Source organism: Sphingobium sp. DN12 (assembly GCF_051058005.1).
GTDB lineage: Bacteria > Pseudomonadota > Alphaproteobacteria > Sphingomonadales > Sphingomonadaceae > Sphingobium > Sphingobium yanoikuyae.
On sequence record NZ_CP173717.1, the window covers coordinates 3,975,233 to 3,989,777 of the forward strand.

The 14,545-nt window shown below is 65.6% G+C and carries 11 protein-coding genes; 9 read left to right on the plus strand and 2 right to left on the minus strand.

What is annotated here, in order from left to right; translation table 11 throughout:
• The first annotated feature begins 5 nt into the window (after positions 1 to 5).
• The 9 genes from ispG to ACI6S0_RS18915 all read left to right on the plus strand — a co-directional run bounded on the left by ispG (position 6) and on the right by ACI6S0_RS18915 (position 9,004).
• A complete protein-coding gene (gene ispG, locus ACI6S0_RS18875; protein WP_434403935.1) occupies positions 6 to 1,151 on the plus strand; it encodes a flavodoxin-dependent (E)-4-hydroxy-3-methylbut-2-enyl-diphosphate synthase in 1,146 nt (381 codons plus the stop codon).
• Entirely contained in the window at positions 1,148 to 1,378 is a 231-nt protein-coding gene (locus ACI6S0_RS18880) for a hypothetical protein (protein ID WP_004209215.1), read from the plus strand. Before ispG ends, ACI6S0_RS18880 begins: the two co-directional genes overlap by 4 nt.
• A gap of 15 nt (positions 1,379 to 1,393) precedes the next feature.
• On the plus strand, positions 1,394 to 2,311 hold the full coding sequence (locus ACI6S0_RS18885; protein ID WP_434403936.1) for a DMT family transporter: 918 nt from the start codon (positions 1,394 to 1,396) through the stop codon (positions 2,309 to 2,311).
• A complete protein-coding gene (locus tag ACI6S0_RS18890; RefSeq protein ID WP_434403937.1) occupies positions 2,308 to 2,799 on the plus strand; it encodes a GNAT family N-acetyltransferase in 492 nt (163 codons plus the stop codon). The genes ACI6S0_RS18885 and ACI6S0_RS18890 overlap by 4 nt, the downstream gene beginning before the upstream one ends.
• A gap of 231 nt (positions 2,800 to 3,030) precedes the next feature.
• Complete coding sequence (locus tag ACI6S0_RS18895) at positions 3,031 to 5,355, plus strand: DNA translocase FtsK 4TM domain-containing protein (RefSeq protein WP_434403938.1); 2,325 nt, start codon at positions 3,031 to 3,033, stop codon at positions 5,353 to 5,355.
• 407 nt (positions 5,356 to 5,762) lie between these two features.
• A complete protein-coding gene (locus tag ACI6S0_RS18900; RefSeq protein WP_434403939.1) occupies positions 5,763 to 6,401 on the plus strand; it encodes a LolA family protein in 639 nt (212 codons plus the stop codon).
• A gap of 247 nt (positions 6,402 to 6,648) precedes the next feature.
• On the plus strand, positions 6,649 to 7,446 hold the full coding sequence (xth, locus tag ACI6S0_RS18905; RefSeq protein ID WP_004209222.1) for an exodeoxyribonuclease III: 798 nt from the start codon (positions 6,649 to 6,651) through the stop codon (positions 7,444 to 7,446).
• Positions 7,446 to 8,507: a GTP cyclohydrolase II gene (gene ribA, locus ACI6S0_RS18910; protein ID WP_048938000.1), complete on the plus strand. Its 1,062-nt coding sequence runs from the start codon at positions 7,446 to 7,448 to the stop codon at positions 8,505 to 8,507. The genes xth and ribA overlap by 1 nt, the downstream gene beginning before the upstream one ends.
• Positions 8,504 to 9,004 (plus strand): L,D-transpeptidase family protein, encoded by a 501-nt coding sequence (locus tag ACI6S0_RS18915; RefSeq protein WP_434403940.1) that lies wholly within the window; start codon positions 8,504 to 8,506, stop codon positions 9,002 to 9,004. The genes ribA and ACI6S0_RS18915 overlap by 4 nt, the downstream gene beginning before the upstream one ends.
• Positions 9,005 to 9,027: 23 nt before the next feature.
• Here ACI6S0_RS18915 and ACI6S0_RS18920 read toward each other — a convergent pair whose 3' ends face one another.
• Both ACI6S0_RS18920 and mutS read right to left on the minus strand, forming a co-directional pair.
• Entirely contained in the window at positions 9,028 to 11,790 is a 2,763-nt protein-coding gene (locus ACI6S0_RS18920; protein ID WP_434403941.1) for a [protein-PII] uridylyltransferase, read from the minus strand.
• Positions 11,791 to 11,799: 9 nt separating this feature from the next.
• Positions 11,800 to 14,442 (minus strand): DNA mismatch repair protein MutS, encoded by a 2,643-nt coding sequence (gene mutS / locus ACI6S0_RS18925; RefSeq protein ID WP_434403942.1) that lies wholly within the window; start codon positions 14,440 to 14,442, stop codon positions 11,800 to 11,802.
• Positions 14,443 to 14,545: the final 103 nt, after the last annotated feature.

A 14,545-nucleotide genomic window follows, 5' to 3' on the forward strand; every position in this document is an offset into this window, starting at 1 on the left:
TTTTCATGTCCGAACATAATCCCGGCCTGCGCCCCTGGCGCGACATCGCCCGACGGCAGTCGCGGCAGATCATGGTCGGCAACGTCCCCGTGGGCGGCGGCGCGCCGGTCACGGTGCAGACCATGACCAACACGCTGACCCATGACGTCAAGGCGACGATCGATCAGATCCGTCGCTGCGAGGATGCCGGCGTCGACATCATCCGTGTGTCTTGCCCGGACGAGGAATCGACCGCGGCGCTCAAACAGATCGTCCGCGCCGCGCGCGTGCCGATCGTCGCCGACATCCATTTCCACTATAAGCGCGCGCTGGAAGCCGCCGATGCCGGTGCTGCCTGCCTGCGCATCAATCCCGGCAATATCGGTTCGGCCGCGCGGGTGAAGGAAGTGGTGGACGCCGCCAAGGCCAATAATTGCTCGATCCGCATCGGCGTCAACGCCGGCAGCCTGGAACGCGACCTGCTCGAAAAATATGGCGAGCCTTGCCCGGAAGCGCTGGTCGAAAGCGCGCTCGACCATATCAAGCTGCTGCAGGACCAGAATTTCCACGAATATAAGGTCGCCGTGAAGGCGAGCGACGTGTTCCTGGCGGTCGCGGCCTATATGCAACTGGCCGATGCGGTCGATTGCCCGCTGCATCTGGGCATCACCGAAGCCGGCGGCCTGATCGGCGGCACGGTCAAGAGCGCGATCGGCATCGGTAACCTGCTCTGGGCCGGCATTGGCGACACGATCCGCGTCTCGCTCTCGGCCGAACCGGAGGAGGAAGTGCGGGTCGGCTATGAGATGCTCAAGACGCTCGGCATCCGCACCCGCGGCGTCAAGGTCATCTCCTGCCCCAGCTGCGCGCGGCAGGGCTTCGACGTGATCCGCACCGTCCAGGCGCTGGAAGAACGGCTGCAGCATATCAACACGCCGCTCTCGCTCTCGGTGCTGGGCTGCGTCGTCAACGGTCCGGGTGAAGCGCGCGAGACCGATATCGGCCTGACCGGCGGCGGCAATGGCAAGCATATGGTCTATCTGTCGGGCGTCACCGATCACACGATCCAGGATGCCGACATGGTCGACCATATCGTCAGGCTGGTCGAGGCCAAGGCGGCCGAGATCGAAGCGGCGGCGAGCGACGCGGGACAGGTCCAGGCGGCGGAATGACGGACAGCGCCGACCGGTCCGCCATCGCCCATGGCGCAAGCGCCACGGGTGCGCAGGCGGTCGGCGCGTCCGCTATCGGGACATTGGCCCTGGGCGCGATCGCATTGGGGGCAATAGCGGTGGGCGCCCTGGCCATCGGTCGACTGCGCATCGGCAAGGCACGGATCACCCGGCTTCATATCGACGAATTGCATATCGGCAGGATCGTCGGCCCCGGTCGCGACTGATCCCTTCACCCGTCGATGGATAGTCCGCTTTCCTCTCCCCACAGCTCGTCCGTGCTGTTGCCCTTCCTCATCTGTTGCCTTGGCGTCGCGCTTTTTTCGGTGATGGACGCGGCGATGAAGGGGCTCAGCCTCTCGATCGGCCTTTATAACGCGCTGCTCTGGCGCGCGATCACCGGCAGCCTGCTCGGGCTGGTCCTGATGCTCGCCACCCGCCAGCGCTGGCCCAACCTTTCCGTGCTGCGCCTGCATCTGCTGCGTGGTGTTGTCGTGGCGCTGATGGCCAGTTTCTTCTTCTGGGCGATCATGCGCCTGCCGCTTGCCGAAGCCATTGCCCTCTCCTTCATCGCCCCGCTGATCGCGCTCTATCTTGCGGCCTTGCTGCTCAAGGAACGGATCGGACGGCAGGCGATCGGCGCCTCGCTGCTTGGTCTGGTCGGGGTGGCCGTGATCCTGTCGGGGCGGATGCGCGGCGACTATGATGGCGACGCGCTGCTGGGGGCGGGCGCGGTGCTGCTCTCGGCGATGCTGTTCGCCTGGAACCTGATCCTCCAGCGCCAGCAGGCCCAGCTTGCCACGCCGATCGAGGTCGCCTTCTTCCAGCATCTGGTCATGCTGGGCGTGTTCGCGATCGGCGCGCCGGCCTGGGCGATCGTGCCGACCGGACCGGCGGTGCCGCTGGTGCTGCTGGCCGCCATGCTGGCCTTCACTTCTCTCGCGGCGCTCGCCTGGGCCTATGCGCGTGCGGAAGCCCAGCGGCTGATCCCGGTCGAATATACCGCCTTCGTCTGGGCCGCGATCTTCGGCTGGCTGGCCTTTGGCGAGCAACTGACGCTCGCCACCCTTGCCGGTGCCTTGTTGATCGTCGCCGGCTGCCTTATCGCCGCGCGCACGAAACGGGCGGATATCGCCCATGTGGAAGCGGGAGCGGCATGAGCAAGGTCATCATCAGGCACGCGCAATCGACGGATATCGATGCAATCGCAAATTTCATCCTGGCGCTCGCCGACTATGAGAAGCTGGCCCATGAAGTGAAGGCCGACCGCGAGACGCTGGCCCGCTATCTGTTCGGTCCCCGGCCGATGGCGGAGGTGCTGATCGCCGAGCATGATGGCGCGCCGATCGGCTTTGCCCTTTTCTTCCACAATTTTTCGACCTTCGAGGGGCGTCCGGGCCTTTACCTGGAGGATCTGTTCGTCCTGCCCGAAGCGCGGGGATTAGGCGCCGGCAAGGCGCTGCTGGCCCGTCTCGCCCAATTGGCGATCGCGCGCGACTGCGCCCGGCTCGAATGGTCGGTGCTCGACTGGAATGCACCGGCCATCGCCTTCTACCGGGCGCTCGGCGCCCGGCCGATGGACGAATGGACCGTGCAGCGCGTCGATGGCGATGCGCTCAGCGCCCTCGCATCGCATCCTGCAGGCTGACGCCCAGCAGCACGATCGCAAAGCTGCTCAGAGCAATCACGACAAAGGCGGGATAGAAAGAGGCGAACATGACGACATCTCCTTTCGCCGCCCATTTTGCGCCTGCGCCCCAGGCCCGCGACATACGCAATGTTGCGGATGGGGCGGGACGAGCCGATGGTCCGCAGGCTTGACGAGGACTCCTGGCTCGGCGCATTGTGCCGGAACGGAACATTTGGGGGACATTTGACCATGGCTGTCAGCCGCGGAGCCAAGCGCGCGCCGGAATGGCGCGAAATGCTCAAGCGCAGCATCGTGCGCAGCGGCGCGCTGATCGGGGCGATCTCGCTGTTTCTGGCGACGCTGTTCCTGGCGCTGGCGCTGCTGAGCTATCAGCCCAGCGATCCGTCGATGAACACGGTGGCGGGCGATCATGTCGCCAATATCATGCGCGCGCCCGGCGCCATGGTGGCGGACATGCTGCTGCTGCTGTTCGGCGTGCCGATCGCGCTGCTGCTACCGCTGATGGGGATTACCGCCCGTCGCCTGTGGGGCGATCATGAGATGATCGGGTGGAAGGCGCAGTTTGGCAAATGCCTGGTCGGCATCATCCTGATCGGCATCGCTTTGGCCCTGTTCCAACCCGATCCGCTGGTCGGCCTGCCTTCGGGCTGGGGCGGCATGATCGGCCTTGTCACCGCCAAGGGGGTGATGAGCCTGACCGCCCAGGCGCCGGCCGCGCAGGGCTGGATCATCGGCATATTGGTGGTCGTGACCATGCTGGCCGGCCTGTTCGTCTGGTATCGCAGCCTGGCGCTGGAAAAGCCGATCTTCACCATCCGCCGCCCGACCCTGCCCCGGCTCAGCCTGCCGCGTCCTTCGCTCGCCTTTGCGGGACAGGGAGGAGCGGTCGATCTGGACGAGGATGATGACGGCCCGGTCGAACGGGTGATCGCGCCGCGCAAGCAGGTGTCGAACGAGCCCAAGCCGCCAATCACCATCCAGGCGCCCAAGCCCGCCCCGGTGCAGCGCTCGACCGCGCCGGTATCGCAGGATGATCTGTTCGGCCATAGCTCGCTGCCGTCGGCCGACCTGCTCAATCCCATCCCTGCCAATCAGGGGCAGAAGATCGACAAGGCGGCGCTGGAACGCAACGCCCGCCTGCTGGAGAGCGTGCTCGACGACTTCCATGTGAAGGGCAATATCGTCGAGGTCCGCCCCGGCCCTGTCGTCACCATGTATGAGCTGGAGCCGGCACCGGGCATCAAGGCGAGCCGCGTGATCGCGCTGGCCGACGATATCGCGCGCAACATGTCGGCGCTGTCGGCGCGCGTCGCGACCATTCCCGGCCGCACCGTCATCGGCATCGAACTGCCCAACACCAATCGTGAGGGCGTGTCCTTCCGTGAACTGATCACCAGCGAACAGTTCGGTGCGGAAGCGACCCTGCCGATCATCCTGGGCAAGAATATTTCGGGTGAGCCGATCATCGCCGATCTGGCGCCGATGCCGCATCTGCTGATCGCAGGCACCACCGGTTCGGGTAAGTCGGTCGGGCTCAACGCCATGATCCTGTCGCTGCTCTACCGCATGACGCCGGACCAGCTGCGCCTGATCATGATCGATCCCAAGATGCTGGAACTGTCGACCTATGACGACATCCCGCATCTGCTCGCCCCGGTCGTGACCGAACCGAGCAAGGCGATCCGCGCGCTCAAATGGGCGGTGGAGCAGATGGAGGATCGCTATCGCATGATGGCGTCGATCTCGGTCCGCAACCTCGCCAATTACAATGAGAAGGTGCGTGCCGCGAAGGCCAAGGGCAAGCCCTTGGGCCGCCGTGTCCAGACCGGCTACGACCCGGAAAGCGGCAAGCCGATCTATGAGGAAGAGCAGCTGGATTTCCAGCCGCTGCCGCAGATCGTGGTGGTGGTCGACGAGCTGGCCGACCTGATGATGACCGCTGGCAAGGAAGTCGAATTCCTTATCCAGCGTCTGGCGCAGAAGGCACGTGCCGCCGGTATCCACCTGATCCTCGCGACCCAGCGTCCCTCGGTCGACGTCATCACCGGCGTCATCAAGGCGAACCTGCCGACCCGCATCAGCTTCTTCGTGACCAGCAAGATCGACAGCCGCACCATCCTGGGCGAACAGGGGGCCGAGCAGCTGCTGGGCAAGGGCGATATGCTCTACATGCATGGCGGCAAGGGCCTGATGCGCGTTCATGGTCCCTTCGTTTCGGATGACGAGGTGCGGGTGGTCGCCGACCATTGGCGCGCGCAGGGATCGCCCGATTATATCCAGGCGGTCACGGAAGAGCCGGAAGAAGGCAGCTTCGCGCTCGACGGCGTCGACCTGGGTGATGACAGCCCGGACGCGCAGCTGTTCCGCAAGGCCTGCCAGCTGGTGTTCGAGAATCAGAAGGCGTCGACCAGCTGGCTGCAGCGCCAGCTGCGAGTCGGCTACAACAGCGCCGCACGCCTGATCGAACGGATGGAGGAGGAAGGACTAGTGGGGCCGCCCAACCATGTCGGCCGCCGCGAAGTGCTGCGTGACGAGAATGGTAATCCGCTCTGACGCTACGAAATGCCTGTTTTTCTTGGGCGATTGCGTTCCGTGCAACCATGCTTGCTGCCTTCGCATTTGTCGTGACAGGGGCTTTGGGACATTAGGAACAGGCCTTTCAGGCATCCTCTCCTAAAAACTTTTCAGGCTGATCTTCGGATCAGCCTTTTTTTTGTCCGCGAATCGGTCTAGGCAGGCGTCGCTGCTGCCGCGCCGATAAACATAATTGGAGCGGTGCCGCCGGTAAGACCGGCATGGCGAGGCGGGAGCACGGGGGATCGAGCCAGCCATTTCACGGCCGCTCTCCCCCGTCTGGTCTTTCCGATCGATCCTTTCCCTTCGATGGAACAGCAAGGTTCACAGCGGGTTCAAGCCCCACCTCCTATGCCCCCTTTTCCGAACAACCCGGAGATGATTGCATGAAGCGCATCCTCGCGCCTGTCGCCCTGTCCCTCGCCACCGCGCTGGTTGCGGTGCCGGCGGGCTATGCCCTTGCCCAGCAGGCGGCACCGTCCGACCTCAATCAGTTCAATGCCTATATCCGCGCCGTCACCACCCTGACCGCCGATTTCAGCCAGACCGACCGCAATGGTCAGGTGCTGACCGGCAAGCTGACCCTGAAACAGCCGGGCAAGATCCGCTTCCAATATGAAAAGGGCGTGCCGCTGCTGATCGTGGGTGATGGCAAGGCGCTGACCCTGATCGATTATGAAGTGCGCCAGGTGCAGCGCTGGCCGATCGGCAATTCGCCGCTGGCCGCGCTGATCGACCCGACCAAGGATCTGTCGAAATTCGGCACCGTCGTCCCCACCGGCGACCCGACCGTGCTGAGCGTGCAGGCGAAGGATCCCAAGCGGCCCGAATTCGGCACCATCACCATGATCTTCAAGCGCAAGCCTGCGTCGCCGGCCGGGCTGGAGCTTTATGGCTGGGTCGCGCTCGACGCGCAGAATAATCGCACGGCGGTGCGCCTGTCGAACCAGCAATATGGCGTGCCGGTCGCCGATTCCGCCTTCCGCTGGACCGATCCGCGTCCGCGCGGCCGTCCGAACGGCTAGGGCGGGCCGCAGGAACGATGGGCTGAAAACTTTCTGCCATCGTTCATCTGCCGCTCATATCGGATCGCCTAGATAGAGATCACGGCGAGAGACGTAGACCGGGATTTCCCCCCTGTTACCCGGCACACCGCTCCCGTCGCAAAGCGCTTCAAGGGCGCGATCGAGACCCCCGTTCCACGCCCCCGGAGCGGGGGTCTTACTTTGTCCGGCGCTTGCGCGCGGGCGCGCGGCACCCTAGGTGCTTTTCATGGCCGATACCCTTTCGATTGCATCCTGGAACATCAACAGCGTCCGCGCCCGGATCGACATCGTCGAACGCTTCCTGACCGAAGAAGCGCCCGACATTCTCTGCCTGCAGGAAACCAAGGTGGTGAACGAGATTTTCCCCACCGACATGTTCAAGCGGCTGGGCTATGTCCATCAGGTGCTGAACGGCCAGCGCATGCATCATGGCGTGGCGATCATGAGCAAGGTGCCGATCCACGAGGATGACCGGTTCGACTGGCAGGCCAATGGCGAAGCGCGCCATGTCGGCATCCGCCTCGACAATGGCGTGCGGATCGAGAATGTCTATGTCCCCGCCGGCGGCGATGTCGCCGACCGCACGGTCAATCCCAAATTCGGCCAGAAGCTCGACTTCATCGAGCGGATGATCGAGTGGTCCGGCGCGCTCGACAACAAGCCGACCATCCTCACTGGCGACTTCAACATCGCGCCTTTGGAATGCGACGTCTGGAGCCACAAGCAGCTGCTCGACGTGGTCAGCCATACGCCTCAGGAATGCGAATTGCTGGGCCGGTTGCAGGCGTCGAACGACTGGGTCGATATCGGCCGCCATTTCCACCCTGCCCCGGCGCGTCTCTACACCTGGTGGAGCTATCGCGCGAAGGATTGGGCGGCGTCGGATCGCGGCCGTCGCCTCGACCATATGTGGATGACCAAGGATGTCGCCGACAAGGCGGTCGCCCACCGTGTCGTCGAACCCGCGCGCAGCTGGGAAAAGCCGTCCGACCATATCCCGATCATCACCGAGTTCGCCTTCTGATGAACGGGCGGGATGCTGCCCGCGCCATCGATGCGCTGCGTCGTGGCTGGGCGATACGCCTGACCGCGCCTGATGGCGCGATCCGACTGATGGCGATCGAGGGCGCGGATGCGGTGACGCTGGCCGATTTCGATCCGCAGGGGCAGGCCGATATCCTGATTTCCGCCGCCCGCGCCGAGACGCTGAAGCTCGCTAACCAGCTGGCGGCGGCCGATCCGGACCTGCCGGTGCTGATCGAACGGGCACCGTGGATCGACGCGGATGTCGCGACCTCGATTTCCGATCCGGTGCTGGACCTCGCCTCGCCGCTCAAGGGACCATTTCGCGCGCGGGCCTTGCCGGCGCCCCAGGCGGCCAAGGCGGCGCTGCGCCTAGCCCGGTTGGCCGGTATCCTGCCCGCCTATTTCCTCACCGAAGGCGACGGCCCGGTCGAGGCGGAGGTCAGCGCCGATGATGTCGGCGATTATGACGATGCCATTCACCTCGCCATCGCCACCCGTGCTCGCCTGCCGGTATCGGCGAGCGAGAGCGCGGAGATCATCGCCTTCCGCAGCCCCGACGAGCCGCGCGAGCATGTCGCGTTGGTGGTCGGCAAGCGCGACGCATCGCCCCCGGTCATCCGCATCCACAGCGAATGCCTGACCGGTGACGTGTTCGGCAGCCTGAAATGCGATTGTGGCCCGCAGCTGCATCAGGCGCTGCATCAGATCGCCGACGCGCAATGGGGCGTGCTGCTCTATCTGCGCCAGGAGGGCCGGGGCATCGGCCTCGTCAACAAGCTGCGCGCCTATGCGTTGCAGGATCAGGGCTTCGATACGGTCGACGCCAATGTGCGGCTGGGCTTCGCGATCGACGCGCGCGATTTCTCGGTCGCGGCGCGGATGCTCGATCTGCTCGGCATTGGCGGCGTGCGGCTGCTTACCAACAATCCGCAGAAGGTTGCCGGGTTGCAGGCGGCGGGGATCGAAGTGGTCGAGCGGTTGCCGATCATCCTGCCGGCCAATCCGCATAATGAACGCTATCTCGCCACCAAGCGCGACCGGACCGGCCACCAGCTATGAGCGTCGTCCATGTCGATGCCGCCGCCGGGCGGCTGCGCTTCGGCGATCTCGACATGGCCTGCACCATCGGCCGCAGCGGCGCCTGCGCGGCTGCCGACAAGCGCGAAGGCGATGGCTGCACCCCCTTGGGCAATTGGCCGATCCGTGCGGTGCTGCTGCGCCCCGGCAAGGTCTCCGCCACCGGCATCGCCCTGCCCTGGCGCTGGACCCAGGCGGGCGATGGCTGGTCGGATGATCCGGCCGATCCCGCCTATAACCGTCCCGTGCGCCTGCCCCGGCCCTTCTCGACCGAAAGCCTGCAGCGTAGCGACGAAGCCTATGATGTGATCGTCATCCTGGGCCATAATGATGCGCCACCGGTGCCGGGCATGGGCAGCGCGATCTTCTTCCATCTGTCCGAAGGACGCCCGACCGCCGGCTGCGTCGCGGTCGACCGCGAAGACATGCTGCGCCTGTTGCCTTTGCTGTCGCCCGGCGACGTCATGACCATTGCCTGAAAATTTAGGCGCCTGACTAGTGATCAGGCGCGCTCCAGTGCCTCGCCCACTTCGCCGCCGGCCGCCTCCAGCAGCCGCCGCTCCAGCGTCTGCAACCGGGCCTTGCTCTCGATCTTCCCGCCCAAGAGGTCGGTGACGTAGAAGGTGTCGACCGCGCGCTCGCCATAGGTGGCGACATGGGCGCTGTGGACCGTCACCTTCGACTGGAACAGGGCATTGGCCAGGCTGAACAGCAGCGCCGGCCGATCGCGGGCATTCACCTCGATCACGGTGAAGCGGTTCGACGCCTTGTTGTCGATCAACACATTGGGCTCGATGCGGAAGGCTTCGGCGCGGGTGCGGGGCAGCGGGCGCGCTTCCAGCTTGGTGATCATGCGGTGGCGGTTGGACAGGGAATCCTCGATCGCCGCCTTGATCCGCGCCAGCTGCTCGGGACTGTGGAAGGCACCGCCCAGCGGATCCTGCACCAGGAAATTATCGATAGCCACGCCATCGCGCGTCGTATGGATGCGCGCGTCGATGATGTTGCCGCCAGCCAGATGGATGGCGCCGGCAATGCGGTAGAACAGGCCCGGATGGTCGGTCGCATAGACAGTGACCAGCGTGGCACCGCGCTGGGGATAATATTGCGCGGCGATCGACAGCGAGGATTCACCCGCTTCCAATATATGCCGGGCATTATGGACCAGGATATCGTCCGGTTCGGCGATCCAGTAGCTTTCGGGCATGCGGCCGCTGAAGGCGGCGAAGGTCGCCTCATCCATGCCGAGCGCCTGGCGCAGGGCCTCCTGCTTGGCGGCAACGCGTTCGCTGCGGCCCTTCTGCTTGTGGCCCAGGCGCAGCACTTCCTCGGCCGCGTCATACAGGTCGCCCAGCAACTGCCGCTTCCAGCTGTTCCAGACGCCCGGCCCCACCGCGCGGATATCGACCACGGTCAGGCATAGCAGCAGGCGCAGTCGCTCGGGGCTCTGCACCACTTCGACGAAATCGAGGATCGTCTTGTAGTCGGCCAGGTCGCGCTTGAAGGCGGTGGCCGACATCAGCAGGTGATAACGCACCAGCCAGGCGACGGTCTCGGTCTCGGCGGCGGTAAGGCCCAGGCGCGGGCAGAGATGCTCTGCCACTTCCGCGCCCAATATGCTGTGGTCGCCGCCGCGCCCCTTGGCGATGTCATGCAGCAGCACCGCGACATAGAGCACCCGGCGCGACAATATCTTGCCCATCAGCTCGGTCGCCAGCGGATGGTCGGTGGCCAGTTCGCCCTTCTCGATCCGGGCCAGCAGGCCGACGGCGCGGATGGTATGCTCGTCCACCGTATAATGATGGTACATGTCGAACTGCATCTGCGCCACGACCCGGCGGAAATCGGGGATGAACCGACCGAACACGGTGGACTCGTTCATCCAGCGCAGCACCGTTTCCGGGTCGCGCGGGCTGGTCAGCACATCCATGAAGGCGGCATTGGCGCGTGCGTCCTTGCGCACCTTGGCGGTGATCAGGCCGGCGTCGCGGCTGGCCGCGCGCATCGCGCTCGGATGAATCTGCAGCCCATGCCTGTCGGCCACGGCGAAAATCTCGACCAGGCGAACCGGATCGGCCTGGAAGAAATCGTCGCTCGGCAGCGCCAGCCGCCCGCGATCCAGCACGAAACCGTCCAGCTTCTTGGGCCGGCGAAAGATGGACGGAATATAGCGGCGTCCGCGCTCGGCCAGCTGGTCGTCCAGATGCGCCAGGAACACCGCAGTCAGGTCGCCGACCGCCTTCGCATTGAGGAAATAATAGCGCATGAAGCGCTCGACCCCGGATCGGCCGGCCCGCGCGGTGAAGTGCATCCGCGTCGCGGTTTCCAGCTGCAGGTCGAAGGTCAGCCGGTCTTCGGCCCGCCCCGTGATCATGTGCAGGTGACATCGTACCGCCCACAGGAAATCCTCGGCCTTCTGGAACTGGCGCAGCTCGCTCTGCGTCAACAGGCCGACATCGACCAGTTCGGCGACCGATTTCACCCGGTTCACATATTTGCCGATCCAGAACAGCGTGTGCAGGTCGCGCAGGCCGCCCTTGCCTTCCTTGACATTGGGCTCGACGACATAGCGGCTGTCGCCCATGCGGCGGTGGCGCTCGTCGCGTTCCTCCAGCTTCTCGGTGACGAAGGTGCGGGCGGTGCCCTGCATGATCTCGCTGTCGAAGCGGACAGCCACTTCCTCGTAAAGTGCCCTGTCGCCCCACACATAGCGCGCTTCCAGCAGGGCGGTGCGCACGGTGAGGTCGGCCTTGGCCATCCGCATCGTCTCGTCGATCGAACGGCTGCTATGGCCGACCTTGAGTCCCAGATCCCACAGCGAATAGAGCATGGATTCAATGATCTGCTCGGTCCAGCCGGTCGGCTTCCAGGGGGTGATGAAGCCGATGTCGACATCGCTGTGCGGCGCCATCTCGCCCCGGCCATAGCCGCCCACGGCGATCAGCACGATCCGCTCGCCCGTGCTGCGGTTGCCGGCGGGATAGAGATGATGGGTGGTCGCGTCGTAGAGCAGCCGCAAGATCTGGTCGATCAGGAAGGCAAAGGCCGTCACCGCCTCGCGCCCGCGTGTCGGTTTCGCCGCCAGCCGGCGCGCGACATCCTCGCGGCCATGTTCCAGAGCGGCCTTGAGTTCCTTGACGATCAGCCCGCGCAGCTTGATCGGATCGCCCCGGTGCTCCTGCGCCAGGGCGTTGATGCTGTCGGAAATCGCGCGCCGGTCAATGATCGCGCGGCGCGACCCCAGGCTGGGGAACTGCATGACCATGGCTCTCGTCTACTCGTGGTGACTGGCGGCGGCCAGTTGTTTCAAACGATATATGTGATCGAGTGCCTCACGCGGGGACAGGGCGTCGGCATCGATGCCATCCAGTGCGTCGCGCAGTGGATCGACCACCTCTTCGACCTGCGTCGCGACGCTGGCGAATAGCGGCAGGTCGTCCAGCCCCGCGGCAATGCCGCCGGTCTTCGCCTTGCCTGCCTCCAGCCGGCCCAGCACATCCTTGGCGCGCTTGAGCACCAGGGGCGGCAAGCCGGCCAGCCGCGCCACCGCCAGGCCATAGCTGCGATCAGCCGGCCCTTCGGCCAGTTCGTGCAGCAGCACCAGGTCGCCCTTCCATTCGCGTGCCCGCACATGATGCAGCGACAGCGCATCGAGCGTTTCGGACAGGCGGGTCAGCTCATGATAATGGGTGGCGAACAGGCAGCGGCAGCGATTGACCTCATGCACCGCTTCGACAACTGCCCAGGCAAGCGCGAGGCCGTCATAGGTGGATGTGCCGCGCCCGACCTCGTCCAGGATGACGAAGCTATGCTCGGTCGCCTGCGCCAGGATGGCGGCGGTCTCGACCATTTCGACCATGAATGTCGACCGGCCGCGCGCCAGATTGTCGGAGGCGCCGACCCGGCTGAACAGGCGGTCGACCAGGGTCAGCGTCGCCGATTCCGCCGGCACGAAGGCCCCGGCCTGGGCCAGGATGACGATCAGCGCATTCTGCCGCAGGAAGGTCGACTTACCGCCCATGTTCGGGCCGGTGACCAGCCACAGCCGGTCGGTCGCGACCAGCCGGCAATCATTGGCAACGAAGGGCTGTCCCTGCGCGCGCAGCGCATCCTCGACCACCGGATGGCGCCCGCCGACAATGTCGAGGCAGGGGCCGACCCCGTCCTCAACCACGAAATGGGGCCTTTGCCAGCCGCCTTCAGCTGCCCGTTCGGCCAGCGCGGCGGCAACGTCCAGCCGCGCCAGCGCATCGGCGGCGCGGGCGATGTCGGCCTTGCGGTCCAGCACCGCCTCGATCAGCGTTTCGAGATGGGCAGCTTCCGCCACCAGCGCATGGGCGCCGGCCTGCGCCACGCGGCCGGCCTGCTCATGCAGGTCGATCGAGTTGAAGCGCACGACCCCGGCCAGCGTCTGGCGATGGGTGAAGCCGCTTTCGGGCTGCATCAGCTGGTCGGCGGCGCGGGCCGGCACCTCGACATGATAGCCCAGCACGCCATTATGGCGGATCTTGAGTGCGCTGATCCCGGTCTGCTCGCGATATTGCGCCTCCAGCGCAGCGATCGCGCGGCGGCCGTCACCGGCCAGGCGACGCAGTTCGTCGAGCGCCGGGTCGAAGCCGTCGGCGATATAGCCGCCATTATTGGTTTCGGTCGGCGGGCTCGGCACCAATGCGCGCGCCAGCGCATCGACCAGCGCGCCATGACCGTCGAGCGCCGGCAGCAATTGCGTCAGCAGCAGCGGCTGATCGGCCAGCCGCCCCAACCGCTCGCGCAGCAAGCGCGCTTCGCCCAGGCCGTCGCGCAATTGGCCGAGGTCACGCGGACTACCGCGACCGACAGCGACACGTCCCAGCGCACGGCCGATGTCGGGCAACGCGCGCAGTGCTGCCCGCAACTGACTGCGCAGTGTCGCGTCATCATGGAACAGCTGCACCAGGCCCAGCCGCGCGTCGATCAGCGGCGCATCCATCAGCGGCGCCGACAGATACTGTGCCAGCAGCCGGGCGCCCGCCCCGGTGACGGTCCGGTCGACCGCGCCCAGCAGGCTGCCGGCCCGCGTGCCGCCGGTGGTCGCGACGATTTCCAGGCTCTCGCGCGTCGCTGCGTCGATCGCGACATGGGCGCCGCTGGTCTTGCGCAGCGGCGGCGCCAGGAAGGGCAGCGTGCCCTTGCCGGCATGGTCGAGATAAGCAATCAGCCCGCCCATCGCCGCCAGTTCGGCGCGGCTGAACTGGCCGAAACCATCCAGCGTCGCAACCGCGAACAGGCGCTTGAGCGCGTCTTCGGCACGGGTGCTGGAAAAGGCAGCCTTGTCGAACGGATGGCTGTTGGCGACCTCCAATGTCGAACCTTCGGCGATCACCACTTCGCTCGGCCGCAACCGGGCGAGTTCGGCGGGCAAGTCGCCCGCCCGCACCGTCATCGTCTCGAACCGGCCGGTCGAGATGTCGGCGGCGGCCAAGCCCAGCTCGCCTTCCCCACCGGTCTGGGCGAGCGCCACCAGCATATTGTCGCGCCGGCTGTCGAGCAGGGTTTCCTCGGTCAGCGTGCCGGCGGTGACATAGCGGACGATGGCGCGTGCCACGAGCGCCTTGCCGCCCCGTGCCTTGGCCTCGGCTGGCGTCTCGGTCTGCTCGGCGATGGCGACGCGATGGCCGCCCTTGATCAGTCGGGCGAGATAGGATTCGGCGCTATGCACCGGCACGCCGCACATCGGGATTGGCTGCCCGGCATGTTCGCCACGGCTGGTGAGCGCAATGTCGAGCGTCGCGGCCGCCATCTTGGCGTCATCGAAGAAGAGTTCGAAGAAATCGCCCATGCGGTAGAAGAGCAGGCAATCCTGCGCCTCTGCCTTGAGGGTGAAATATTGTGCCATCATGGGGGTAGGCTGGGTGGTGGTGGAGGTCGAATTGGCCATGGGGCAAGCGGATAGCCTGATCGCTCCGCTGAAACCAGAGCTTCGCCAAAGGGCAGGAAAATTGCGCTTCTCGCACTTGCCCACAAGATAATCTTGCCGCTAG